Origin of the sequence: Aeromonas veronii bv. veronii, assembly GCF_000820225.1 — a bacterium.
Lineage (GTDB): Bacteria > Pseudomonadota > Gammaproteobacteria > Enterobacterales > Aeromonadaceae > Aeromonas > Aeromonas veronii.
The window spans coordinates 55813-80626 of record NZ_CDDK01000025.1 but is presented as its reverse complement, the minus strand read 5'-3'; the positions used below and the strand labels follow the sequence as shown (position 1 = coordinate 80626).

Sequence of the window (24814 nt, the reverse complement as noted above, 5' to 3'; positions counted from 1 at the left end):
GGTAAAGGGGCTAAGAACAACTCAGCCCCTTTTTTTCGCTTCTGCTTCTGCCGGATGGGGAAACGATGATATCGACTCGAGGTGCTTGGTCGATACAAAACCGGAGTGTCATGTTGGTGCCAATCGCAGTGCCATCTGGACTAAATCGCACAAATTGTCGATTAGCCGTCACGGTATGTTTTTCAAGAAAGGGTTCTGTTGCTGATAACAAGATATCGCCACTTGCAATATCGAATTGGCGATCCTGATTGGTGTCGATAAAGACAAGCATGCGCTGGGCGCCGGTTTGATTTGCGAGTACACAGCCTTCTTTTGTGGAGTTTCTGACAGGCATGGCAAGACATGCTGTGACGGGTTGCTGCTGTGTGATGGCTTGCCGTTGGCCGAAGATCAGGTGGTCCTGCAGGTTTCTTGTGTAGATGTCGCTGTCGGTAGATGTCAGCAGATTTGCCAATGACGGCAGTCCCAAGGTCAGCAGGATGGTTGTCAGGCTTGCAGATATTAAAAACTCAAGCAGGGTAAATCCATTTCGTGCCATAGCGTATGAGTCCTTGTTCAAAGGAGACTCTAAGCATAGCTATTGGATTGAAATGGATCCTTTTGTGCTCGTGTGTGTTTCGCGGTAGTTAACGCAGGTCATGGACATACAGCACCACTTGCCTGGCTATGGGCACGCCCGGCAGGCATAACTGCAATCTCAATGCCCTTTTCACCGCTTACACAGAGTGAAAAGATGACCTCGCTATCAGACGTAATGGTGCCATCAGGGGTGAAGCGAAGCGCCTGTGCATCTGCAGAAATGGCCAGTTCTGCAGGAAACTCGGGACTTGCCGTCAGAGTTGTTTCGCTGCCATTGAGCTTCTGATCGCTATTAGTATCGATAAAAGCGATCTGCCGGGTCGCTCCATTTTGATTGGCAGTAACGCACTCTTCTACAGAATTATTGATAGTGGTCAGGCAGAGAGTAACCGTTTGTTGGTTAGAGATAGCCTGTTGTCTGGCATAGTTTAAGTGGTTGAGAAGGCTTTTTTCCTGGGTTGCCAAATTATTGCTGCCAAGCAGCTTAGAGAGGGAAGGAATACCAATCCCCAACAGAATGACGCCCAGTGCAATGGCTATCATCAACTCCATCAGGGTAAATCCGGCGTTTTTCATATCTGCGAAGGCCTGTCGTTCCGTGACTATCTACAGCTTATCCTTCCCACTGGTTGCTGTCACACGGTTACGCCTGTCTTGAACTGGCAGATTGCCCCCCTTTTCTTTATCATTCCCCATCATTTTCGAATTCAAGATGCATCGCCATGGCAAAAGCCCTCTCTCTGATGCTTGCCCAGTTGAATCTGACGGTAGGCGCCATCGAAGATAACACTGACAAAGTGCTCGCTGCGGCGGCTCAGGCCGAACAGCAAGGCGCTGATCTGCTGGTCTGTTCCGAGCTGGCACTCACCGGTTATCCACCGGAAGATCTGCTGCTGCGCGCCGACCTGATGATCCGGGTTGAGGCCGCGCTGTCTCGCATTGCCGCATGGCAGGGGGCCTGCGCCATTTTGGTGGGTCACCCTTGGCGTGAAGGAGAGGCGCTCTACAACGCGGCTTCCCTCTATGAGCAGGGCCAGCTGATTACCCGTTACTTCAAGCAGGATTTGCCCAACTACGGCGTGTTTGATGAGAAGCGCTACTTTACCGCCGCGACCGAGACCTGCGTGGTGCCGTTCCGTGGTTATCAGCTAGGGCTGCTCATCTGTGAAGATCTGTGGCAGCCTGGCCCGGCGCTGGCCGCCAAGGCGGCAGGGGCCGAACTGCTGCTCACCATCAACGCCTCGCCCTATGATCAGGAGAAACCCTGGATCCGCCGCGAGCTGATGGCCGAACGCTGCGATCAGACCGGTCTGCCGCTGGTCTACCTCAATCAGGTCTGCGGTCAGGACGAGCTGATTTTCGACGGCTGCTCCAAGGTGTTCAGCAGCCAGGGCGAGCTGACGCACAAGCTGGCCCCGTTTGCCGAAGAGCTGGCGCTGGTACGTTTTGCTGATGGCCAGCCGGTGAAGGAGCGGGAACCCGCTGCGCCGCTGGAGCCGTTGGCCGAGACCTATCAGGCGCTGGTGCTTGCAGTGCGCGACTATGTCACCAAGAACGGCTTTCACGGCGCTGTGCTGGGTCTCTCCGGCGGCATCGACTCGGCACTGACGTTGGCCATCGCGGCCGATGCCATCGGGGCCGACAAGGTGCAGGCGGTAATGATGCCGTTCCGCTACACAGCACAGATGAGTGTGGAAGATGCCAAGGAGCAGGCCGAGCGGATGGGGGTTGAGTTCAACATCATCTCCATCGAGCCGATGTTCGAAGGGTTTATGACCCAGCTGGCGCCGCTTTTTGAAGGTACCGCCCGCGATACCACCGAAGAGAACCTGCAGGCCCGCTGCCGCGGCGTGCTGCTGATGGCGCTCTCTAACAAGCGTCGTCGTATCGTGCTGACCACCGGTAACAAGAGCGAGATGGCGGTCGGCTATGCCACGCTGTACGGTGACATGGCCGGTGGCTTCGACGTGCTGAAAGATGTGCCCAAGACGCTGGTATTCAAGTTGTGCGAATATCGCAACTCGGTTGACTATGTGATCCCGCAGCGGGTTATCGACCGTCCTCCTTCAGCGGAGCTGGCGCCGGATCAGGTGGATCAGGACAGCTTGCCCCCGTACGACATCCTCGATGCCATCCTCAAGCGTTATGTGGAAGAGGATGCGTCCGTGGCCGACATGGTGGCCGAAGGCTTCGAGGAAGCGGTGGTGCGCAAGGTGATCCGCTTGGTGGATCTCAACGAATACAAGCGCCGTCAGGCGGCGGTCGGGCCCCGCATTACGGCTCGCAACTTTGGTAAGGATCGCCGTTACCCCATTACATCCGGGTTCGGCAAACAGAACTGGTAAGGAGTCACCATGAAGAAGATTGAAGCCATCATCAAACCGTTCAAGCTGGACGATGTGCGCGAGGCCCTGGCCGAGATCGGCATCAACGGCATGACCGTATCCGAAGTCAAAGGCTTCGGCCGTCAGAAGGGCCATACCGAGCTCTATCGCGGCGCCGAATATATGGTCGACTTCCTGCCGAAAGTGAAGGTGGAGCTGGTGGTGCAGGACGAGGATCTCGATGCCTGTCTGGAAGCGATCCAGAACACCGCCCGCACCGGCAAGATTGGTGATGGCAAGATCTTCGTCTGCGAGGTGGAGCGTGTCATTCGTATCCGTACCGGCGAAGAGAACGAAGACGCGATCTGACCTTGGCTATCTCTTTACCTGACCAGAGGTGTGAAGTGTGGCCTCATTTGATGGGGTGGATGCGCTTCGTGGTGGTCGCCAGCCTGTTGGCGGGCCTGACTGCTTGCAGTACCCGGCCGCCGGCCCAGCCGGAGAATCTGTGCCAGATCTTTCGGGAGAAGCCGGAGTGGCACAAGGCCGCGCTCAAGATGAATGAGAAGTGGGGGACGCCGATCCATGTGGTGATGGCCATGATGTATCAGGAGTCCTCTTACGTACATGATGCCCAGCCGCCGATGCAGTATTTCCTCTTCATCCCGACTGGGCGGGCCAGTTCGGCTTATGGTTATGCTCAGGTCAAAGATGAAACCTGGGCGGATTACCAGCGGGAAACCGGCAACAGCTGGAGTGACCGCGATGACTTTGCCGACGCCATCGATTTTATGGGTTGGTACACTAACAAGGCCCAGCGGCTAAATGGCACCTCCAAGTGGGATGCCTATGGCCAGTACCTCAACTATCACGAAGGGTGGGGTGGCTACCGGCGTGGCAGCTATCGCAGCAAGGGGTGGTTGATGAAGACCTCTCGCAAAGTGGAAGCTCGCGCCCAGCGCTACGGCGCCCAGTACCGTCAATGCAAGGATCAGCTCTCCCGTGGGGGCTGGTTCTGGTAACCAAATCAGGAGTCAGAAATGCCGTTATTGGACAGTTTTACCGTTGACCACACCCGTATGGAAGCGCCAGCGGTGCGTGTGGCCAAGACCATGCAGACCCCGAACAAGGACACTATTACCGTGTTCGACCTGCGTTTCTGTGTGCCGAACCAGGAGATCCTTTCCGAGCGCGGTATCCATACGCTGGAGCACCTGTTCGCCGGTTTTATGCGTGACCACCTGAACGGCAACGGCGTGGAGATCATCGACATCTCCCCCATGGGTTGCCGTACCGGTTTCTACATGAGCCTGATCGGTGCGCCTGACGAAGCCCGTGTTGGCGCAGCCTGGCAGGCAGCCATGAGCGATGTGCTGACCGTGCAGGATCAGGCCAAGATCCCCGAGCTGAACGAGTATCAGTGCGGCACCTACAGCATGCACTCGCTGGAAGAGGCGCACGCCATCGCCCGTCATGTGCTGGAGCGCGGTATCGGCGTCAACCACAACGACGAGCTGGCCCTGCCGGAAGAGAAGCTGAAGAGTCTGTGAGGCTGATGAGCTGTCGCTCATCGGATAACCTCTTCAGGGAATGTTAAAAGAGCCGGTCAGCCATGCTGACCGGCTCTTTTTTATCTCGCCCGACCGCAATAGTGGGGATGGCTTGCTCACCTTGCCGACTCTGATTAGGATGGTTTTTGAACCGAATCCGTTGGCGGAGGTGTGACGATGAAAGGGGTATTGCTGCGTTGGCTGGCCCGTTACGATGCATGGTGCGAGGAGTGGGGGCTCACTAAGGAGAACCGGCGCTGCTGCACGCCGGTTCGTTATGATGATGATTCAACCAAAGAGCAAGCTTGCGCAGAAGAGGCTGAGCTCAATCAAAATTGCGGGTCACGGCACCGGTAACGCTGTTGTACTCGAAGCCGAGGCCGTTGGGGTGATCCGGGAAGCGGCCGATAGAATCGCGAAGAATATAACGGCAGTTATCGTGACGTAGCCCCCCGTCAATTTGGTCATCTGCAGCAATGATCTCAGAGGTGTAGTCTGTGTCCGTATTTTTGTCTGCTAGGTCAGGAACGGTTTGATTGGTATCAAGTAATCCAGTGAAAAGTAGTTTGCAGTCATCCGGGCTACTGACCGATATCTGGTCACTTGTGCCTCCGGGGAAAACAATATCAACACCTTGATTACCCTGATCCTCTTTTGTCCCCACAGGCCAGCCGTAGTGGTTGATATCCAAATCTTTATTGCCCATCCCACTGAAGTTATACAGTGCGAGGTCTTGTCCCTGCACTTTCACCGCCCAGCCAGCATGAGCCAGCTGAACTGCGCTGGCAAAGCTGCCTGCGGTCGCCGAGACCGTGCTTTTCAGGGCATCATCCTTGATATTGATAAAGCGGGGCAGGGCGGTGACGGCCAGGATCCCCAGCACTATGATCACCAACACCAGTTCAATCAGGGTAAAGCCGTTGTTTTTGTTGTTCATCATGTTCAATGACCCATTAAATACCGCAAACAGGTGTGAGTGATATGCAGCTGATAGATACCCATTGCCATCTCGACTTTCCGGTATTCGACCAGGACAGGGAGGCGCTGCTGGCCCGTTGTCGGGCATTAGGGGTGACGGAGTATATCATTCCTGCCATCGCAGAGGATAACTGGACTCGTGTGATGGCACTGGCAGAGCAACATGACGGCCTCTTTTATGGTCTGGGCATTCATCCCTGGTATGCCGGTGAGCAGCGGGAAGGGGCGATGGAGCGGCTGCGAGCGTTGGTGATGAGTCAACCTGCCGGGCTGGTGGCCATAGGCGAGTGCGGGCTGGACCTCCGTTCTCACGTGCCGCAGGAGGGGCAGCTTGCGCTGTTTGAGGCTCAGATCCGGCTGGCTGCCGATGTCGGGCTTCCCCTTATGATCCACTCGGTGCGCGCCAATGACACTGTGGCCAAGCTGTTGCGCCGCTTCAAGCCGCCTCGTGGTGGGGTGATCCATGCTTTCAGCGGTTCGTTGCAGCAGGCGGAGGCTTTCTGGCAACTGGGCTTTCGACTCGGGGTGGGCGGGGTAATCAGTTTTGAGCGGGCGAACAAGACGCGAGAGGTATTTCGGGCTATGCCGCTCGAGGCCCTGGTGCTGGAAACCGATTCGCCAGATATGCCGTTGCAAGGCGCACAAGGCTCCCGAAATACACCGGAAGCGCTGCCGAAAATAGCGGAAATATTGATGACATTGCGGGATGAATCATCGGCAAATGTTGCCAAGGTGTTATTTGAAACTGCCCGGCATATTTTCCATCACGACCAATAGTCATGAAACAAATTCGCAACACCTGATTTAGTTGTCAGGAAAAAAAATGAGCGTAAAAATCGTTTGCTGTCTAATTTTGTGACACTTGGACATTTTGATAACGATAAAATGTGACCAGCATTCTATTTTATCGGACTTTAATTAGTATAATGCGCTCCCCTTGATTAGTTGGGTTTAATAACAACTCGCTAACAAGCCAGGTGCTACTAGAGGAAGATAATAATGAATTTGTTCATGGGTCTGGTAGGGATGGCGACGCTCGTCCTTATCGCGGTGCTGTTCTCCAGCAATCGCAAGGCAATCAACGTCCGTACCGTTGTCGGTGCGTTCGCAATTCAAGCCGGTCTGGGGGCGTTTGTTCTCTATGTTCCGGTTGGTCGCGATATCCTGGTCGGCGTGTCCGACGCGGTATCCAGCGTGATCAGCTACGGCCAGAACGGGATCGACTTCCTGTTTGGCGGTCTGGTCAGCAACAAGATGTTTGAAGTGTTCGGTGGCGGCGGCTTTGTCTTTGCCTTCCGTGTTCTGCCGGTCATCATCTTCTTCTCTTCCCTGATTGCAGTGCTCTACTACCTGGGCATCATGCAGATGGTCATCAAGTTGCTGGGCGGCGGTCTGCAGAAAGTACTGGGTACTTCCCGCACCGAATCCCTCTCTGCAACTGCCAACATCTTCGTCGGTCAGACCGAAGCGCCGCTGGTGGTTCGTCCTTACATCGCCAAGATGACTGACTCCGAGCTGTTCGCCGTCATGTGTGGTGGTCTGGCTTCCGTTGCCGGTTCCGTACTGGCCGGTTACGCCTCCATGGGCGTGAAGATGGAGTACCTGATTGCTGCCTCCTTCATGGCTGCACCGGGTGGTCTGCTGTTCGCCAAGCTGCTGGTTCCCGAGACAGAGACCCCGAACTACGACGAAAGCTCTGCCGATGCCGAGCTGGATGACAAGCCTGCCAACGTCATTGACGCTGCTGCTGCTGGCGCTTCTGCCGGTATGCAACTGGCCCTGAACGTTGGCGCCATGCTGCTGGCCTTCATCGGTCTGATCGCCATGATCAACGGCATCTTCTCCGGTGTGGGTGGCTGGTTCGGTTATCCGCAACTCTCTCTGGAACTGCTGCTGGGCTGGATCTTCTCCCCGCTGGCCTTCCTGATCGGTGTGCCCTGGAATGAAGCAGTGGTTGCCGGTTCCTTCATCGGTCAGAAGCTGGTAGTGAACGAGTTCGTGGCTTACCTGAACTTCGCTCCGTACCTGAAAGACGAAGTGCTGATCAACGGTGTGGCCATGTCCGATCACACCAAGGCGATCATCTCCTTCGCGCTGTGTGGTTTTGCCAACCTCTCCTCTGTTGCCATCCTGCTGGGTGGTCTGGGGTCCATGGCGCCGAACCGCCGCGGCACCATTGCACGCTTTGGTCTGAAAGCCGTACTGGCTGGCTCTCTGTCCAACCTGATGTCTGCCACTATCGCAGGCTTCTTCCTGGCACTGTCCGGCATGTAATCGCCGCCTGACTGACAGGGTATAAACACGAACGCCACGGCATCTGCCGTGGCGTTCGCGTATGGAGCGGTGACAACCGTTTTCCTATCTAAACTAATAATAAAATGAGTCAAATCGGAGGTTATATGAATGAAGTGCTACTGGCGATGGTGGCCGGCTTTATAGTTGGTTTGTTGTTTTCTTTCCTCAAATTGCCGATCCCGGCGCCTCCCGTTTTGTCCGGGGTAATGGGGATCGTCGGGGTCTATCTGGGGGGATTGGCCTACTCCTGGATCCTGACTCGTTTCTTTTCGTAAGGCTTTTTTAGACCTGGATTTGCCAGATGTGAGGTACCTCTGAAATTGGCAAATCCGGCTTGCAAACAGGGGGTATCTCGGCTGAAATAGGCGTTGCCAGCAGGGTGCTGGCAATGACTAATACTCGATGAAATCGGGTGTTGGCGGTCAAATGGAATTGATTGGGAAGTCGGGTCAGATGTTGTCGGCCTTTCTCAAGTCTTCATGGAACCAAGTCCGCACTTTTGTAAGAAAGTGACAGGGCTCTTGCCTTATTTACAGTCGCAGTGCCTGCAGGGTGTTTTGAATAGCATCCCGATAGTGCCGGTGCCTTCGCACTGTAATTCCATTCCCGTATAGCTGGGGATTACTGCCTGTGCATCCATCGCTGGATGGTCTGGTGGTGCCCGGTTATCTGGATTAAATCGAGACTTTGGAGAACAGAATGACTGATCTGAAAGTGGCCGCTCAGCGCGCCCTGAACCTGATGGACCTGACCACCCTGAACGATGACGACACCGATCAGAAGGTGATCGACCTGTGCCATAAGGCCAAGTCACCGGCTGGCCTGACCGCCGCCGTCTGCATCTACCCCCGTTTTATCCCTATCGCTCGCAAGACCCTGCGTGAGATCGGCGCTGCCGACGTACGCATTGCGACCGTGACCAACTTCCCGCACGGCAACGACGACATCGAGATCGCCGTGGCCGAGACCCGTGCCGCTGTCGCCTACGGTGCTGACGAAGTGGACGTGGTGTTCCCGTACCGCGCCTTCATGGCTGGCAATGAACAGATCGGTTTTGATCTGGTCAAAGCCTGTAAAGAGGCCTGTGGTGCCAACGTGCTGCTGAAAGTGATCATCGAAACCGGCGAGCTGAAAGAAGAGGCGCTGATCCGTCGCGCTTCCGAAATCTGTATCGATGCCGGTGCCGACTTCATCAAGACCTCCACCGGCAAGGTGCCGGTCAATGCAACCCCGGAAGCGGCGCGGATCATGATGGAAGTGATCAAGGCCAAGAATCCGAAAGTCGGCTTCAAGCCAGCGGGTGGCGTGAAAGACGCCGCTGTTGCCGGTCAGTACCTGGCCATGGCCGAAGAGATCCTCGGCAATGACTGGGTGTCCGCCCGTACCTTCCGCTTTGGTGCATCCAGCCTGCTGGCCAGTCTGCTGGCCACTCTGGGGCATGGCGACAAGCCGGCCAACACCAGCGGTTACTAATAGGTTGATGAGAGGGCGGACTGCTGTCCGCCCTGTTAGCCCCCACCATGCGGTGTGCGGGCAAGGATTCAGGCTTGTGTAACGCCAGCAATGGCGGAGGGAATGAAAGATGTTTTTGCCTCAAGAAATTATTCGCAAGAAGCGCAACGGTGAAGCGCTCAGTACCCAAGAAATTCAATTCTTCGTTCAGGGCATTACCAATAACACCATCGGTGAGGGGCAGATTGCGGCGCTGGCGATGGCGGTCTACTTCAAAGACATGACCATGGATGAGCGGGTTGCCCTGACCTGCGCCATGCGCGACTCCGGCATGGTGCTGACCTGGGATCACCTCAATCTGGGTGGCCCGATTGTCGACAAGCACTCCACCGGCGGGGTGGGTGATGTCGTCTCCCTGATGCTTGGCCCGATGGTCGCTGCCTGCGGCGGTTTCGTGCCGATGATCTCCGGCCGTGGTCTGGGCCACACCGGCGGTACCCTCGACAAGCTGGACGCCATTCCCGGCTACCAAACCTCGGTCGACAACGACCGTTTCCTGAAAGTGGTGAAAGAGGCGGGTGTCGCCATCATCGGCCAGACCGGCGATCTTGCCCCCGCTGACAAGCGTATCTATGCAGTACGTGACATTACCGCCACCGTTGAATCCATCGCCATGATCACCGGCTCCATCCTCTCCAAGAAGCTCGCCTCCGGGCTGGAAGCGCTGGTGATGGATGTGAAAGTGGGCTCCGGCGCCTTTATGCCGACCTTCGAAGCGTCCGAAGAGCTGGCCAAGAGCATTGTGGCCGTGGCCAACGGTGCCGGTTGCCGCACCTCTGCGCTCTTGACCGATATGAACCAGGTGCTGGCCTCCAGTGCCGGTAACGCGGTGGAAGTGCGTGAAGCGGTGCGTTACCTGACCGGTGAATACCGCAACCCGCGGATCCACGAAGTGACCATGGCGCTGTGCGCCGAGATGCTGATCTCCGCCGGTCTTGCCAGCGACGAGCGCGATGCCCGCACCAAGCTGCAGGCGGTGCTGGATAACGGCAAGGCGGCCGAGATCTTCGGTCGCATGGTGACAGGTCTCGGTGGCCCGGCCGATTTTATGGAGCGTTATGACGTTTACCTGCCCAAGGCCGCCATCGTGCGCCCGGTCTTCGCGGCCAACAGCGGCTTCGTGACCGCCATGGATACCCGCGAGCTGGGTCTGGCCGTGGTCGCCATGGGCGGTGGTCGCCGCGCTGCCGGTGACAAACTTGATTATGCGGTCGGTCTGACCGACTTTATCCGCCTGGGTCAAAGCGTCGATGCTGACAAGCCGATCGCGATGATCCACGCTCAGACTGAAGAGCAATATGCTCAGGCTGCCAGCATGGTGCAGGCGGCTGTCCGGATTGGTGGCGAGCGGCCGGAGGCACTGCCTGAAGTGTACCGCCGTATCACCCTGGCCGATTTGTAACAAGGGGAAGATCCATGAAACGTACCTTTATTCTGATGATGGACTCTTTCGGTATTGGCGCTGCTGCCGACGCCGACAAGTTCGGAGATGTGGGCGCCAACACCCTTGGCCATATCGCCAAGGCGTGTGCGGCGGGTGAAATTGAAGGCCGTGGTGCCCTCAATCTGCCCAACCTCAACAAGCTGGGTCTGGGCCACGCCTGCGAGCAGGCCTCCGGCTACTTCCCGGAAGGGCTGAAGAAAGATATCGAGGTGGTCGGTGCCTACGGCTTTGCGCAGGAGCTCTCCTCCGGCAAGGATACCCCGTCCGGTCACTGGGAGATCGCCGGCGTGCCCGTGCTGTTCGAGTGGGGCTACTTCAAGGATCACCACAACAGCTTCCCGCAGGAGCTGCTGGACGCCATCGTCGAGAAGGCTGGTCTACCTGGCTATCTGGGCAACTGCCACGCTTCCGGTACCCAGGTGCTGGACGATTTGGGCGAAGAGCACATGAAGACCGGCAAGCCGATCCTCTACACCTCTGCCGACTCCGTATTCCAGATTGCCTGCCACGAAGAGACCTACGGCCTCGAGAAGCTCTATGAGCTGTGCCACATCGTGCGCGAGCTGCTGGAGCCCTATAACATCGGCCGCGTGATTGCGCGTCCGTTCGTAGGCACTGGCAAGGGTAACTTCAAGCGTACCGGTAACCGTCACGACTACTCAGTGCTGCCGCCGGCGCCGACCGTGCTGGATTACATGAAAGAAGCGGGTGGTCAGGTGGTCTCCATCGGCAAGATTGCCGACATCTATGCCCAGCAGGGCATCACCAAGCAGGTGAAAGGGACCGGTCTGACCGAGTTGTGGGATCGCACGCTGGAAGAGGTGAAAGCGGCCGGTGACAACACCATCGTCTTCACCAACTTCGTCGACTTCGACTCCTCCTACGGCCACCGCCGTGACGTTGCCGGTTATGCCGGTGCGCTGGAGTATTTCGATTCCCGCCTGCCGGAGCTGTTTGAGCTGCTGCAGGATGGCGACGTGGTGGTGCTGACTGCCGATCACGGCTGCGACCCGACCTGGGGTGGTACCGACCACACCCGCGAATACATTCCGGTGCTGTTCTTCGGCAAGCCGGTCAAGGCCGGCTCCGTTGGTCGTCGCGAGACCTTTGCCGATATCGGTCAGAGCATCGCGGCTTACCACGGTCTGCCGAAACTGGCGTACGGTACCAGCTTCCTGTAATTTACCCGCCCGCCACTTCGGCGGCGGGCAATTTATAAAACAATAAAACTCAACCTAGTGTGAAGGAATCAAGAGAATGGCAACTCCTCATATCAATGCGAAAGATGGCGCCTTTGCTGATACCGTGCTGATGCCGGGCGACCCCCTGCGCGCCAAGTACATCGCTGAAACTTTCCTGGAGAACGTCGAGCAGATCTGCGACGTGCGCAACATGTTCGGTTTCACCGGTACCTACAAGGGCCGTCGTATCTCCGTTATGGGTCACGGCATGGGTATCCCGTCCTGCTCCATCTACGCAAAAGAGCTGATCACCGATTACGGTGTGAAGACCCTGATCCGCGTGGGCTCCTGCGGTGCCGTGCGTGAAGATGTGAAACTGCGTGACGTGGTAATCGGTATGGGTGCCTGCACCGACTCCAAAGTAAACCGTCTGCGCTTCAAGGATCACGACTTCGCTGCCATCGCCGACTTCGACCTGGTTGCCAATGCCGTACAGGCCGCCAAGAACAAGGGCGTTGCCGTGCGCGTCGGTAACATCTTCTCCGCCGACCTGTTCTACACTCCGGACCCCTCCATGTTCGACGTCATGGAAAAATACGGCATCCTGGGTGTCGAGATGGAAGCCGCCGGTATCTACGGCGTGGCCGCAGAGTACGGTGCCAAGGCACTGACCATCTGCACCGTCTCCGACCATATCCGTACCGGTGAGCAGACCACCTCTGAAGAGCGTCAGCTGACCTTCAACGACATGATCGAAATCGCACTGGATTCCGTCCTGCTGGGCGACAAGTAATTCCCTTGCGAATAAGAAACGGCGGCCTTCTGGCCGCCGTTTTTGTATCCGCTCTCTGGTCGTGCCATCAGTTTTCCGGAGGTGGTGCGGGGGGCGTACTCTTTTTCTTGTGCTTGCGCACCCGCATGTAGTTACGGCGCACGCCGTAGGAGATGAGCACCCCGGCCAGCAGGGCGACCAGCAGCATCAGGCGCTGTTTCTCCTGCACCACCTTGAGCCGGGTGTCCTTGTCTGCCAGCATCTGCTGCTCTTCCAGGGTGATGCGCAGGAAGCCGATGGTCTGCTCGCCATCCCGGATCTCCTGTACGAACTGGATCCGCCCCTTGCCCTGCTCCGGCAGTGACTTGTTATCGCTGCCGATGGGCAGCAGGCTTTCCAGCGGCACCGCCTGCTCAGACTGGGCGAGGGGAATGCCGCGTCCGTCGTAGAGGGTGGCATCGAGGATCTCCGGCTCCGCCGCCAGATCCCGCGCCAGCCGCTCCAGCTCGCTGCTCTTCTCCTCCTTGATCCAGCGTTTCATGTCTCGGGCGGCATAGGCGACCAGCGCCTGCGCCCGGTTGCGCGCTTCGCTGTGCAGCGAGGCCTGGCTTTCACCCTGCATATGAATGAGCACACCGAGCACCCAGCATCCGAGCAGGATACCGGCACCCAGGCTGAGAACACGTTTGATGGGAAGATGACGCTGCAAGCGCGAGACCTCATGGTAACAAGGAGTGCGGGATCTTGGCGCTTGCCTGTACAAAAAGCAATACGCTACTCTGGGCCAGCATTGTTAACCCCCTGATCACCAAGGAAGGCGTATCCCTTATGTTGTTGTCCCAGCTCCCCCCTCTGTTATCCGATTGGCCCGCGTTGTTGTCAGGCTCACCTTGTTGGCAGCTCAACGCAGATGCGTTGCAACCGACAGAGACCCCGCAGGCGGGCGGCTGGCTGGTGCTGTTTGGCAAGGGGCTGGGTGCCTCCCATCTGGCGCGTCTGTCGCCACTGTTGGCTGCACAGGAGTTGGCGGCCACCCTCTATCCTCCCACAGAGGTGGCGGGCGTGCCGTTGCTGCTGCTTGGCTGCGATCGCTTCTCTTCCGAGCTGGTGGCCGAGCTCAAGAGCGGTGAGTGGGAGATCGATCTCTGCCATCTGCCCGCGCTACCGACCCTAAACGAGCCCGGCCTGCTGGTGATGGACATGGACTCCACCGCGATCCGCATCGAGTGCATCGACGAGATTGCCCGCCTTGCCGGGGTTGGCGATCAGGTGGCGGCGGTAACAGCTGCTGCCATGCAGGGCCAGCTGGAGTTCTCCGACAGTCTGCGCAACCGGGTGGCCCTGCTGGCAGGGGCGCCGGTCACCATTCTCGACGAGGTGGCGGCATGGATGCCCTGGATGCCGGGCTTGCAGCTGATGGTCGATACCCTCAAAGGGGCGGGTTGGAAGGTGGCCATCGCCTCCGGTGGTTTTACCCGTTTTGCTGGCCAGTTGCAGCGGGAGCTGGGGCTCGATGCCATCTTCGCCAACGAACTGGCGGTGGAAGGGGGGCAGCTGACCGGCAAGGTGAGCGGGCGCATCGTCGATGCCAGTGTCAAGGCCGAGGTGTTGCAGCAGCTTGCTCAGGAGTACGGCATTGCTGCCGCCCAGACCGTGGCCATCGGCGATGGTGCCAACGATCTCAAGATGATGGGGGTCGCGGGTCTTGGCATCGCCATTCACGCCAAGCCGCTGGTGCGGGCGCAGGCGGCGGCTACCCTCAATCATCACGATCTGGAGGGGGTGATCTGCCTGCTGGCGGCGCGGGCCTGCAGCGAACAACGTTGGGACAAGCGCTGACAGTGTTTCAAGGAGGAAACCAATAAAAATGGAATTGTTGCAGCAGTCTCTGTTTATCCCCTGTGGTGGCCATCAATTGCATGTTCGCCACATCAAACCCCGGGTCGCCGTGCATGGCGAGCCGATCCTGATGGTGCACGGCGCCATCGAGAACGGGCGGATTTTCTATACCGAATCGGGCAAAGGGTTGGCCTGCTTTCTGGCCCGTCACGGCTATCAGGTTTATGTGGCTGATTTGCGGGGGCGGGGGCTCAGCACTCCTGCCATCGCCGAGCAGGCGGAGCACGGTCAGCATGAGCTGATCACCGAGGATCTGCCCGCCCTGCACCGCTGGATTGCCGAGCGCCATCATGGCTTCAAGGTGCACTGGGTGGCCCACTCCTGGGGCGGTGTCATCATGGCCTCGACCCTGGTGCGCTTCCCCGAGCTGGCGGAGCAGGTGGCCAGTCTGCTGTTTTTTGGCACCAAGCGCGGCGTGTCGGTGCACAATCCCGAGCGTTGGCTGAAGGTGGATCTGATCTGGAATCGGCTGGCCCCATGGCTGGCTCGCCGCCGTGGTTTTCTGGCTGCTCGCACTCTGAAGATCGGTGCTGACGACGAGCCGCTGCGCTATCTGCAGGAGACCATCCCCTGGGTCAAGTGCGGCCCCTGGCAGGATCCTCACGACGGTTTTGCCTATGACGAGGCGGCGGCACGGGTCAACTGGCCACCGCTCTGGATGATTTCGGCCAAAGCGGACAAGGTGCTGGGTCACCCGACCGATGTGCGCCGCTTCAGCGACGAGATGGGTTCGGCCACGCGTCACACCCGATTGGGGCGGGACAATGGCAACCGCCTCGATTATGACCACATCAACATGCTGACCGCTCCGCAGGCCCAGGAGGATCACTTTCCCCAGATCCTCGACTGGCTGCTCAACCCGCAGGCGGCATGACAAAAAAACAGGGCGCCTCGAGCGCCCTGTTTCATTTCTGTCTGTTTCCGGGTCATCAGTTCAGTGGCGGCGTGATGCCAAAGCGGAACAGGGTGGCCTGGGTGGTATCGGTCAGTTCTCCTACCCCCACCACGCTCCAGAGCTCCTCTTCCAGCTTGCGCGCCTTGTGGATGGCGAACTTGGCGATGTAGTCCAACTCGTTGGCGATGAAGTTGGTGTCGGGCCGTCCGGTACGGGAGATGCCGACCAGCACCGAGTAGAACTCCCCCTGTTGCTGCGCCAGCTCGATGAACTGACGCTTCTCTTTGACATTGGCAAAGCTGCTGGCCAGCCGGCTGCTGAAGATGGGCAGGCCGGCCTTGGTCTGGATGCTGGCGATATAGACCTCATCTTCTCTCGGTTTGTCCTCCCGCTCGATGGCACGCAGCGGGTTCATCAGCAGCTCCTTGAGCAGCTCCCCCTGAAACAGCGGGTAGAGGTTCTCCTGCTCCGGCAGCTCGGCACAGGCTTGCAGCAGCCGCTGCAGACTGCGTGGTTGTAGGGATTTGCCGATGGAGGCCGGTTTGGGCGCGCCTTTCAGCTTGTTGACGTAGACCGGCGAGTTGAACAAGTGGTGGGTATAGATGTTGCGCAGGGCCCGCGCCAGCCCGCGATAGCGGCGCTGCTCCTGCGCCGCCTTGAGCTTGTTCTGGTTGCTCTCGATCAGCAGGCTGAAGAACTGGCGGCCGGTATGGCGATCCGAATCCCCTTCGATGCAGAGGTGCAGCACGGTGCGGGTCATGTTGAGGCTGACCAGCCGGTAAGAGAGGCGCTGCAGATCCATGCTCTTGGAGAGCTCCTGCAAGCGGGGCAGGGCGATGGTCACCACATCGTTCTTCTCGCCGATAAAGGCATCTTCCAGCTCGATTTGCAGGCCGTGAGTCGAGATGTCGCGGGTCCAGCCGATCCAGGATTTGCCGTTGTGATGGATGGCGACCGCGGTCTTGTGGATGTAGCGCGACTCCTTGCGTAGCTGAACATAGTGCAGGGTCTCGATCTCGAACGGGGCAACCCCCTGTTCGTGACCAAAGCGTTGCAGCTCGTTGGCGTTGTTGCTGACCCCTTCCTGATGGAACTCTTCCCGCTGGGACTCCAGGCCGATCTCCTGCAGCAGACCGCAGTAGCCGATCTGTTTGAGTCGCTCGAGCAGCAGGATATCTTGCAACTGCGGGTTGTCCTGCCCCTGCAATTGCCCCACATCCGCTTCGACCAGATCGCACGCCTCCAGCGTGAACTTGTAGACTCGCCAGCTGGGGCGGCGTGAGCCTACCTGGAAGAAGAGGGCGGTGAGGCCACTCTGGCGCAGCTCCTCGGCGGTGGCGGAGAAGAAGTAGATGTGGCTGCGCACCGTGTGGGTAAAGCAGTAGATGATGGTCTCGGTGGTGGTGCCGGGGGCCGGGCAGAGCCGTTTCATCCGCTCTGCGCTGAAAAGCCCCGCGAGGGCATCGCGGTTTTTCTCATCGCGCCAATACTCCAGCAGGTGCTGGTTGTTTTCCGTACGCAGGGCAATCTCGAGATTGGGGCTGTCGCCAGTGCCGAAGAAGAGCGGCATGCCGGTCATCCGTGGCAGATAGAACTGCTCATACCCCTTGATGATGGCGGCGGAGAGCAGATAGTCGACACTGACTCGATAGCGGATCTTGTTGGCATCGATAAAGTCGCTGAGGAAGGAATCAAAGGCTGGCTGTTCGCCGGAGCGCACCAGCCGCAGCCAGTATTTCCCCTCTTTGCTCTCTTCGCCAAGGATCTGATAGCCGACCGGCTGGTGCAGCACCGGATTAGGGGTGTCCCGCTCCAGTCCGGTAAAGAAGACCTCCACCTGGGCGCCGGTGTGATAGTTTGGCAGATAGGGAACCGAGACCCGCATGCCACCCAGCGAGAGATCGGAACTCTTGGCGAACAGCTTCTCACCATCCTGAAACTTGATCAGCACCGGCGAGCTGAAGTGCATCCGCTCCTGACGGCGGCCGTAGTAGCTGGCAAAGGCAATGGTGTTGACATCATATTGCCGGAAGGGGCTGGCCGGGGGCGACAGCTGACCATCCACGCGGGCGTTGTGGTGCTGTTTTTGCCACTGTTGCAGCGCCTCGTAGACACCGAGGGTATAGATATCGCGGTAGAGATAGCATTGGGACTGAAACAGGCCGATCGCCTCGGCGGGCATGAAGTGGGTGATGCCGTCGAACTCATGCACCAAGCACTCATCCTCCAGCTCATCGCGCATGTCGATGACCCTGCGGCAGGGAGAGCACTTGCGCTTGAGCTCCATCTTGATCAGAAAACGGCTGTTGCTGTTTTCCTCCTGAGTCATGCGGTTGAAGATCTCCTCGAAATCTTTCTCCCGCAGCAAGGGGACGAGTTGTTCAATCAGATGTTGCTGGTGTTCTGAATCCATTTGTTCCTGCCACGGAAAGTCACTTTTCCGATTCTGGGTTTGATCTGTCGGTCGCAAACAAGTATATCAAGCAGGAATTCATCCTGTCCCCGAGTTATCAATGGCCAAAAATAAAACTGCTTATGTTTGTTCCGAATGTGGTGCCGACTTCACACGCTGGCAAGGTCAATGCAGCGAGTGCAAAGAGTGGAATACCATTACCGAGGTGCGCCTCGGTTCGGTGAGCCCCGCTGGCAAGAGTGCCCGTTACTCCGGTTATGCCGGCGCGGTCGGCAGTCAGGTACAGACACTGGCAGAGATCGCCACCACCGAAATTCCCCGTTTTACCTCAGGTTTCAAGGAGCTGGATCGGGTGCTTGGTGGCGGTGTGGTGCCAGGCTCGGCCATTCTGATCGGCGGCAACCCGGGGGCGGGCAAGTCGACCCTGCTGCTGCAGACCATGTGTGGTCTCGCAGAGCGGATGAAAACCCTCTATGTCACCGGCGAGGAGTCGCTCCAGCAAGTCGCGATGCGGGCCAACCGCCTTGGGCTGCCCACCGACAAGCTGCGGATGCTTTCCGAGACCAGCGTCGAGCAGATCTGCCTGATTGCCCAGCAGGAGCAGCCGCAGATCATGGTGATCGACTCCATTCAGGTGATGCATGTGGCGGATGTGCAATCGTCCCCCGGTTCTGTCTCACAGGTGCGCGAAGCGGCAGCGCTGTTGACCCGCTACGCCAAGCAGAATCATGTAGCCATCTTTATGGTGGGCCATGTGACCAAGGATGGCAGTCTGGCGGGTCCCAAGGTGCTGGAGCACTGCATCGACTGCTCTGTGCTGCTAGATGGCGGTCATGACTCCCGTTTTCGTACCCTGCGCTCTCACAAGAACCGCTTCGGTGCGGTCAACGAGCTGGGGGTCTTTGCCATGACCGAACAGGGGATGCGCGAGGTGAGCAACCCCTCCGCTATCTTCCTCAGCCGGGGGCAGGAGCAGGCGCCCGGTTCCATCGTCATGGTGATCTGGGAGGGCACTCGGCCGCTGCTGGTGGAGTTGCAGGCGCTGGTGGATTACTCCCAGCTCTCCAACCCGCGCAGGGTAGCGGTGGGGATGGATCACAACCGGCTCGCCATGTTGCTGGCGGTGCTGCACCGTCACGGCGGGCTGCAGATGGCGGATCAGGATGTCTTCATCAACGTGGTCGGCGGGGTCAAGGTCGAGGAGACCAGCGCGGATCTGGCGCTGCTGCTGGCGATGGTCTCCAGCTTCCGGGATCAGGCGCTGCCCAAGGATCTGGTGGTGTTCGGCGAAGTGGGCCTTTCCGGTGAAATTCGCCCTGTGCCGTCCGGTCAGGAGCGGTTGCAGGAGGCGGCCAAACACGGTTTTCGTCGTGCCATCGTGCCGCACGCCAATGCCCCCAAGCATCCCATCGAAGGGATGGAAGTGGTGCCGGTCAAGAAGCTGTCTGAGGCACTCGAGGCGCTGTAATCCCTCAGCATTGCAATCGAGACAACCGCACAACGAAAAAAGAGCGCCTCGGCGCTCTTTTTTATGGGCTGGCACCTGCCATTAGGGCTGGCTGTGTTCCAGATGCTCGCTCAGCAGTTGTTCCAGCTCGCGGTGGAGCAGCTCTTCGTCGCCGACGTTAAGCTCGATCATCCGCTTGAGGTGGGTGGCACTGTCGATATCGATGTGGTGGCAGTAGAAACCCAGCTTCTTGCTGGCTTCGTGGGTCAGCTCGACCTGCATTTTGATCTCGATATCGCTACCGCTCAGGATAAAGCTGAGCTGGTACTCCTTGTTGTCACGACTCTCCCAGTCGTCGGGGCGGATCAGCAGGGCTCCCTGCAAGGAGACGTCGACAAGCTGGGTCTGCCACTTCTGTTCCCCCTGGGTGAGTTCTGCCATGGTCAAGTAGAGGATCCGTGCAAAACGGCGGCGCTCAGACATGCTCATCTCCTGTATGCAATAAGTGTGGACGCTAGGGTCATTGCTCTGAGTGTAATCCACCCTGGTTGCCAGTATCTTGAACTTGCTCCGAAAATGGCATTCAGGCTTGCTGGGTACTCAAGGATTCCACCACATGAAGCGCCTTGACCAGGCGGTCTTCCTGTTTGAACCGCTCTTCCAGAACTGGGCCCAACTCGTTGAGATCATCATCCAGTAGCAGCAATTGGGCCTCGTCGGCATCACTGTATTTGTCGTTGAACTCGAGGGCGAATTCAGTGCTGTTACGAATATGGGGATAGATGCGCTTGGCCAGCTCCAGTGTTTCGCCGCTGGCTTGCTCGAAGGCGGTGACGACGTGGTGGTAGATCTCGAAATGGCCTGCACTGACATAGTCGACCAAGCGGTCGCAAAACTGATGCAGCTCTTCTGTTTTGGGCAGGCTGCGTTGCTTGGTCCGCGCCGGAGTGAGGCCTGCCAGCTGCATGTATCCGACCAGCAGCGCTTGCCTTGCATCCAGCCAGTCGTCGATAGCCTTATGCTTGCCTGCCAGCGCCTGCTTGGTCTGTTCCAGTTTCGTCAACATAATCCCTATCCCTCCGTGGGGCAAAGGCTGGCCGATTGTTCGGTATTCCGAGCCGTTTGAGCAGTGACACAACCTATAACTAGGGAAAATCTGGGCAAGCGTCAATAGCCATGGGGGGATAATGTTAAGTGGCGAAGAAATAGTCAGCGGATCGTGTCTGCGTGCTAGCAGGTTTCAGGCCTGCTCACGGTTTTTCGCGTGTGGAATGTGACTATTTCCGCAGATCTTGATGAAAACCCCAGCGTTTGACGCGTTCGGCTCGATAAAGGCTTTGCCTGTGAGTTTTTTTTTGCATAGAGTGACCCAGCGCTAAATGCCCGATCATAAAGGAAATGTTATGAACAAAGCTCAACTTGTCGATGCGATTGCCGCCAAAGCAGATCTGAGCAAAGCTCAGGCCAAAGTGGCTCTGGAAGAGATCATCAATGGTATTACCCAGAGCTTGAAAGAAGGCGATGCTGTGCAACTGGTCGGTTTTGGCACCTTCAAGGTCACCCACCGCGCAGGCCGCACCGGTCGTAACCCGCAAACTGGTAAAGAGATCCAGATTGCTGCTGCCAACGTGCCTTCATTTGTGGCTGGCAAGGCTCTGAAAGACGCTGTCAAGTAAGTCCGAAAGTCTGTTTTGTCCAATGCCAGTCAGCTTGCTGACTGGCATTGTTTTTATGGGATTCTCCCATCCTTTCTATTAGTCCTTCCTGATTTTTCCTTCTGTCAGCCTCGTTGCGGCTGAGGCCTTATGCCGTCTGCGGGTTGGATGGCAGCGGCCAGATCCGCTCATAGGCCCAGGTAAAGACCATGATGTAGACGAGGTAGAAGGCGACGAAGCCGAGATCCAGCATCAGGGCGTCCCACACTCCCAAATCGAGCCAGAACATGACGCAGGGGAGGGAGAGCATCATAAAGCTCGCCTCATAGCCAAACGCGTGCAGGAAGCGGTCCAGTGGTCGCTTGGTGGTGCGCCCGCAAAGTTTGAGTAACCCCTTGTCAAACAACAGGTTCCAGCCATAGGTCCAGGCGGTGGCGACGATGGAGAAGAAGATGGCCAGCGAACCGACCTCGGCGACGCCCTGACCGAACAGCTGGCTGATCAGCGGTGCGACCAGTGCCAGCCCGATGCCTTCGTAGAGAACCAGATAACGAAGTCGATCCGGGGTGGTGCGTAGTTGGGTACTACTCATGGGTGATGTGCCTCCTGTGGGAGGCGCATTCTAATCAGGGAGTGGTTAAAAGAGAAGCATCGGCCCGTCATGACTGACGTTGAGGGGCACGATGATGCCCCCTCATTTGCGATACTTCTCTATTGCCAACTTGGGCGTTAGCCCTGAGTGGTCAAGTCTGCGACTCAGGCGCCGGTTGGCGTGACCCGGGTCAGCATTGCAAAGCCCTCTTCCACTTGAGTGAGCTCTACCTTGACCTCTCCCAACTCGGCGAGCGAGGCGACATGGGTGCCACCACAGGGAATGGTCACCTCCTGGCCTTCCAGCGTGCAGTGCCAGTAACGGGAATCGATGATCGCCTCGCCAGCGCGGCTACGGCGGATCTCGCCTCCGGCTGCGATCCAGTCGGCCAGCTGCTGGTTGACCTTCTCTTCAATCAGCGCCAAATCTGGTAGCAGCGCCTCGCTGTTGACCCCTTTCTTGCGCAGGCTCTTGCCGATGCGGTACTGCTCCCGCGATCCACAAGGCTCGACCCGAGAGCTTTGAATAGCCAGGCGGTCGAAGTCGGGCTGGCCCAGTGCATCACGCTCGCTTACCTCCTTGCGCCAGTAGGGGATGAGAGCCCGGTTGAGAGCGAGCGCCGCCAGATGGCAGCCGCTATGGCCCAGACTCAGGGCGTGGCGGGCAGCCCTATCTACTTGCAATTCGACCTGGCTGCCAACGGCTAGCGTGTGGTCTCCGGTCAGCGGATGCACCACCACGAAACGCCACCCTTCAGCTCCCCGTTTTACCGGAATCGCAGTATCGACAAATAGCTCGCCATCCGGGCTGATAGCCCCCATCCGGCAAGGGCCAATGGCGGCTTCGCCCCCTTCCCAGCGAGCATGGCCCACGTCCCCCGGCTGATCGGGCCAGAGGTGGCTCTGGGGATGAAAGGGGGTGAGGTCGGTGACCAGCAGTGTGGTGTCGCCACGCTGGCAGCAGACCACGCTGGCCTGCTCCTGATGATGGCCCAGCACGAAGCTGACTCGGGTATGTTCCATGGCAAGGCTCCCGCAACGATAAATGAGAAAAGAAAGCGGCAGCATACGCCAAAGTGCGAAGAGGCTCATTAACCAGAGTTAATGAGCCCCTCTTCTCGGTTTTACGGTTCGCTAGATCATGGCGACCAGCAGATAGGCGTTGAGCCCGATCACCAGCGCAACGATAAGGCGGCCGATGGCTTGTGTGACCGGATGGTTGCGATGTTGCCCCATCAGTGCCCGATCGCCGGTCAGCATCAACAGCGGGATCAGGGCCAGCGCGATGCCAAAGCTCAGGATCACCTGACTCAACACCAGAATTTCGGTGGTGTTGAGCCCCATGGCGATTACCACGAAGGCGGGAGCCATGGTGATGGCGCGACGCAGCCAGAGCGGGATGGTAAAGCGGACAAAGCCCTGCATCACCACTTGCCCGGCCAGGGTGCCCACCACGGTAGAGCTGATACCGGAGGCGACCAGCGAGAGGCCAAACAGGGTGGCTGCCGCCTGACCCAGCAGTGGAGTGAGGGTCTGGTAGGCGGATTCCAGCTCCGCTACCTGCTGGTGGCCCGAGCTGTGGAACGCGGCTGCCGCCATCGCCATCATCGCCAGATTGACGAAGCCGGCGATGGTCATGGCAATCGCCACATCGATCCGGGTGGTGTGCAGCCGCTGGCTGACCGAGCCCTGATCCTGTGTGTGCTGGGTCAGTGCCGAGTGCAGATAGATAACGTGGGGCATCACTGTGGCACCGAGCACACCGGCGGCCAGATAGACGGCATCGCTATTGGGCAGACCGGGGAAGAGGGCGCCCTCCAGCAGGCTGGGCAGATGGGGGCGGGAGAAGATCAGCTCGACGATATAGGCCGCCGCGACGAACAGCAACAGGCCACCGACCACGAACTCCAGCGGTTTCTGACCACGGGATTGCAACATCAGGATCCCCCAGGTCACTACGGCGGTGATACAGGCTCCTTCAAGCAAGGTCACGCCAAGCAGCAGCTTGAAGCCGACTGCGGCGCCGATAAATTCGGCGAGATCGGTGGCCATGGCGATGATCTCTGCCTGCACCCAGTAGGCCCAGACCGCCGGTTTTGGCAGTCGGTCGCGGATGTGCTCCGCCAGATTCTTGCCGGTGACGATACCAAGTTTGGCCGAGAGGGTCTGCACCAGCATGGCCATCAGATTGGCCCATACCACCACCCAGAGCAGTTGGTAGCCAAAGGTAGAGCCCGCCTGAATATTGGTGGCGAAGTTGCCCGGGTCGATATAGCCGATGGCAGCGATAAAGGCAGGCCCGAGCAGGGTCAGTTTGAATTTGCGGGCTGGAATCGTAGTCGTCAGTGCGGGTTGCATGGCATCACCCTCCATAAGGATATAGAGAGAGAATAGATCTAAGTGATAATCATTATCAATTGTTGTTTCTGATGATTTCCATCGGGAAAAACATTTAAGGCAGTCAGTTGCAGTGAGGGATGTGATTTCGTACAATACGCCGCCCTAGAAAAGCAGCGACTAAACACCTTTATGTTCCTTGCCTCCGAGGTCTGGCTGCACCTGGGCGGAGGCTGAATTAATCCGTAAGGAGCTAAAATGCGTCATTACGAAATCGTCTTCATGGTTCATCCGGACCAGAGCGAGCAAGTTCCCGGCATGATCGAGCGTTACACCGGCGCCATCACCACCTCCGGTGGTACCATTCATCGCCTGGAAGATTGGGGCCGTCGTCAGCTGGCTTACCCGATCGACAAACTGCACAAAGCCCACTACGTTCTGATGAACGTAGAAGCAGAGCAAGCCGTTATCGATGAGCTGGAAACCAACTTCCGCTTCAACGATGCCGTTATCCGCAACATGATCATGCGCACCAAGCACGCCGTGACTGAAGTTTCTCCGATGGCCAAGGCCAAAGAAGAGCGCTTCACCCGTCGTGACGACGAGCGCCGCGAAGAAGCTACTGAAGCTGCTTCCGAAGAGTAATTCTGGATCACTGACTAGAGGATAAAGGCCATGGCACGTTATTTCCGTCGTCGTAAGTTCTGCCGCTTCACCGCCGAGAACGTTACCGAGATCGACTACAAAGATATCGTTACTCTGAAAAACTACATCACTGAATCTGGCAAGATCGTACCGAGCCGTATCACCGGTACCCGCGCCAAGTATCAGCGTCAGCTGGCACGCGCCATCAAGCGTGCTCGTTACCTGGCTCTGCTGCCGTACACCGATCTGCACAACAAGTAAGAATCGGCCCGGCACTTAAGCCTAACTCAACGAAAT

The 24814-nt window shown here is 58.0% G+C and carries 27 protein-coding genes; 17 read left to right on the top strand and 10 right to left on the bottom strand.

What is annotated here, in order from left to right:
- Nucleotides 1-10: 10 nt before the first annotated feature.
- On the bottom strand, nucleotides 11-538 hold the full coding sequence (locus BN1139_RS10655) for a GspH/FimT family protein (RefSeq protein WP_005348947.1): 528 nt from the start codon (nucleotides 536-538) through the stop codon (nucleotides 11-13).
- 98 nt (nucleotides 539-636) lie between these two features.
- Nucleotides 637-1155, bottom strand: a complete 519-nt coding sequence (locus BN1139_RS10650; protein WP_005348949.1) for a GspH/FimT family pseudopilin — start codon at nucleotides 1153-1155, stop codon at nucleotides 637-639.
- A 146-nt stretch (nucleotides 1156-1301) separates the two neighbouring features.
- On the opposite strand from BN1139_RS10650, the gene BN1139_RS10645 reads away from it, so the two are divergent.
- From BN1139_RS10645 to luxS, 4 genes are read left to right on the top strand one after another with little or no spacing between them, the layout of a single operon-like run.
- Nucleotides 1302-2924, top strand: coding sequence for an NAD+ synthase (locus BN1139_RS10645; protein WP_005348951.1), 1623 nt, complete (start codon nucleotides 1302-1304; stop codon nucleotides 2922-2924).
- Between the two features lie 9 nt (nucleotides 2925-2933).
- Nucleotides 2934-3272 carry a nitrogen regulatory protein P-II gene (glnB, locus tag BN1139_RS10640; RefSeq protein WP_005308848.1) on the top strand — a complete coding sequence of 113 codons (339 nt, stop codon included), beginning with the start codon at nucleotides 2934-2936 and terminating at the stop codon, nucleotides 3270-3272.
- A gap of 59 nt (nucleotides 3273-3331) precedes the next feature.
- Nucleotides 3332-3925, top strand: a complete 594-nt coding sequence (locus tag BN1139_RS10635) for a transglycosylase SLT domain-containing protein (RefSeq protein ID WP_013724120.1) — start codon at nucleotides 3332-3334, stop codon at nucleotides 3923-3925.
- Between the two features lie 18 nt (nucleotides 3926-3943).
- Nucleotides 3944-4453 carry an S-ribosylhomocysteine lyase gene (gene luxS / locus BN1139_RS10630; protein WP_005340462.1) on the top strand — a complete coding sequence of 170 codons (510 nt, stop codon included), beginning with the start codon at nucleotides 3944-3946 and terminating at the stop codon, nucleotides 4451-4453.
- A gap of 325 nt (nucleotides 4454-4778) precedes the next feature.
- Here the strand turns inward: luxS and tppF are convergent, their stop codons facing one another.
- The gene (tppF, locus tag BN1139_RS10625; RefSeq protein WP_005348956.1) at nucleotides 4779-5393 is read right to left on the bottom strand and encodes a type IVa pilus pseudopilin TppF; all 615 of its coding nucleotides are present in this window, start codon (nucleotides 5391-5393) and stop codon (nucleotides 4779-4781) included.
- 41 nt (nucleotides 5394-5434) lie between these two features.
- Here tppF and BN1139_RS10620 point away from each other — a divergent pair, with 41 nt between their 5' ends.
- The 7 genes from BN1139_RS10620 to deoD all read left to right on the top strand — a co-directional run bounded on the left by BN1139_RS10620 (nucleotide 5435) and on the right by deoD (nucleotide 12656).
- Nucleotides 5435-6208, top strand: a complete 774-nt coding sequence (locus BN1139_RS10620) for a TatD family hydrolase (protein ID WP_005348957.1) — start codon at nucleotides 5435-5437, stop codon at nucleotides 6206-6208.
- Between the two features lie 222 nt (nucleotides 6209-6430).
- Nucleotides 6431-7705, top strand: a complete 1275-nt coding sequence (locus BN1139_RS10615) for a NupC/NupG family nucleoside CNT transporter (RefSeq protein WP_005340466.1) — start codon at nucleotides 6431-6433, stop codon at nucleotides 7703-7705.
- 125 nt (nucleotides 7706-7830) lie between these two features.
- On the top strand, nucleotides 7831-8001 hold the full coding sequence (locus tag BN1139_RS10610) for a XapX domain-containing protein (RefSeq protein WP_005340467.1): 171 nt from the start codon (nucleotides 7831-7833) through the stop codon (nucleotides 7999-8001).
- A 424-nt stretch (nucleotides 8002-8425) separates the two neighbouring features.
- On the top strand, nucleotides 8426-9199 hold the full coding sequence (gene deoC, locus BN1139_RS10605; protein WP_005340468.1) for a deoxyribose-phosphate aldolase: 774 nt from the start codon (nucleotides 8426-8428) through the stop codon (nucleotides 9197-9199).
- 109 nt (nucleotides 9200-9308) lie between these two features.
- Nucleotides 9309-10640: a thymidine phosphorylase gene (deoA, locus tag BN1139_RS10600; protein WP_005348960.1), complete on the top strand. Its 1332-nt coding sequence runs from the start codon at nucleotides 9309-9311 to the stop codon at nucleotides 10638-10640.
- A gap of 14 nt (nucleotides 10641-10654) precedes the next feature.
- Nucleotides 10655-11863, top strand: coding sequence for a phosphopentomutase (locus BN1139_RS10595; protein ID WP_005348962.1), 1209 nt, complete (start codon nucleotides 10655-10657; stop codon nucleotides 11861-11863).
- Nucleotides 11864-11939: 76 nt separating this feature from the next.
- Nucleotides 11940-12656: a purine-nucleoside phosphorylase gene (gene deoD, locus BN1139_RS10590; protein ID WP_005340471.1), complete on the top strand. Its 717-nt coding sequence runs from the start codon at nucleotides 11940-11942 to the stop codon at nucleotides 12654-12656.
- Between the two features lie 67 nt (nucleotides 12657-12723).
- Here the strand turns inward: deoD and BN1139_RS10585 are convergent, their stop codons facing one another.
- Nucleotides 12724-13344 (bottom strand): YtjB family periplasmic protein, encoded by a 621-nt coding sequence (locus tag BN1139_RS10585; protein ID WP_005348965.1) that lies wholly within the window; start codon nucleotides 13342-13344, stop codon nucleotides 12724-12726.
- A 119-nt stretch (nucleotides 13345-13463) separates the two neighbouring features.
- Between BN1139_RS10585 and serB the strand changes: the two genes are divergently transcribed.
- Both serB and BN1139_RS10575 read left to right on the top strand, forming a co-directional pair.
- Nucleotides 13464-14474, top strand: coding sequence for a phosphoserine phosphatase SerB (serB, locus tag BN1139_RS10580; RefSeq protein ID WP_013724118.1), 1011 nt, complete (start codon nucleotides 13464-13466; stop codon nucleotides 14472-14474).
- 28 nt (nucleotides 14475-14502) lie between these two features.
- A complete protein-coding gene (locus BN1139_RS10575) occupies nucleotides 14503-15408 on the top strand; it encodes an alpha/beta hydrolase family protein (RefSeq protein WP_005348969.1) in 906 nt (301 codons plus the stop codon).
- A 55-nt stretch (nucleotides 15409-15463) separates the two neighbouring features.
- Here BN1139_RS10575 and BN1139_RS10570 read toward each other — a convergent pair whose 3' ends face one another.
- On the bottom strand, nucleotides 15464-17842 hold the full coding sequence (locus BN1139_RS10570; protein ID WP_005348971.1) for a PilZ domain-containing protein: 2379 nt from the start codon (nucleotides 17840-17842) through the stop codon (nucleotides 15464-15466).
- A 100-nt stretch (nucleotides 17843-17942) separates the two neighbouring features.
- Between BN1139_RS10570 and radA the strand changes: the two genes are divergently transcribed.
- Nucleotides 17943-19310: a DNA repair protein RadA gene (radA, locus tag BN1139_RS10565; RefSeq protein WP_005348973.1), complete on the top strand. Its 1368-nt coding sequence runs from the start codon at nucleotides 17943-17945 to the stop codon at nucleotides 19308-19310.
- Nucleotides 19311-19391: 81 nt separating this feature from the next.
- Here radA and BN1139_RS10560 read toward each other — a convergent pair whose 3' ends face one another.
- The gene (locus BN1139_RS10560) at nucleotides 19392-19772 is read right to left on the bottom strand and encodes a PilZ domain-containing protein (RefSeq protein ID WP_005340482.1); all 381 of its coding nucleotides are present in this window, start codon (nucleotides 19770-19772) and stop codon (nucleotides 19392-19394) included.
- Between the two features lie 100 nt (nucleotides 19773-19872).
- Entirely contained in the window at nucleotides 19873-20355 is a 483-nt protein-coding gene (locus tag BN1139_RS10555) for an Rsd/AlgQ family anti-sigma factor (protein WP_005348975.1), read from the bottom strand.
- A gap of 337 nt (nucleotides 20356-20692) precedes the next feature.
- On the opposite strand from BN1139_RS10555, the gene hupA reads away from it, so the two are divergent.
- Complete coding sequence (gene hupA, locus BN1139_RS10550) at nucleotides 20693-20965, top strand: nucleoid-associated protein HU-alpha (RefSeq protein WP_005340484.1); 273 nt, start codon at nucleotides 20693-20695, stop codon at nucleotides 20963-20965.
- A gap of 127 nt (nucleotides 20966-21092) precedes the next feature.
- Here the strand turns inward: hupA and BN1139_RS10545 are convergent, their stop codons facing one another.
- The 3 genes from BN1139_RS10545 to BN1139_RS10535 all read right to left on the bottom strand — a co-directional run bounded on the left by BN1139_RS10545 (nucleotide 21093) and on the right by BN1139_RS10535 (nucleotide 23893).
- The gene (locus tag BN1139_RS10545) at nucleotides 21093-21536 is read right to left on the bottom strand and encodes a PACE efflux transporter (protein ID WP_005348976.1); all 444 of its coding nucleotides are present in this window, start codon (nucleotides 21534-21536) and stop codon (nucleotides 21093-21095) included.
- 164 nt (nucleotides 21537-21700) lie between these two features.
- A complete protein-coding gene (locus BN1139_RS10540; protein ID WP_005348977.1) occupies nucleotides 21701-22558 on the bottom strand; it encodes an alanyl-tRNA editing protein in 858 nt (285 codons plus the stop codon).
- Nucleotides 22559-22669: 111 nt separating this feature from the next.
- Complete coding sequence (locus BN1139_RS10535) at nucleotides 22670-23893, bottom strand: Nramp family divalent metal transporter (RefSeq protein WP_005348978.1); 1224 nt, start codon at nucleotides 23891-23893, stop codon at nucleotides 22670-22672.
- Nucleotides 23894-24130: 237 nt separating this feature from the next.
- Between BN1139_RS10535 and rpsF the strand changes: the two genes are divergently transcribed.
- Complete coding sequence (gene rpsF / locus BN1139_RS10530) at nucleotides 24131-24517, top strand: 30S ribosomal protein S6 (RefSeq protein ID WP_005308887.1); 387 nt, start codon at nucleotides 24131-24133, stop codon at nucleotides 24515-24517.
- 30 nt (nucleotides 24518-24547) lie between these two features.
- Nucleotides 24548-24778 carry a 30S ribosomal protein S18 gene (gene rpsR / locus BN1139_RS10525; RefSeq protein ID WP_005308890.1) on the top strand — a complete coding sequence of 77 codons (231 nt, stop codon included), beginning with the start codon at nucleotides 24548-24550 and terminating at the stop codon, nucleotides 24776-24778.
- Nucleotides 24779-24814: the final 36 nt, after the last annotated feature.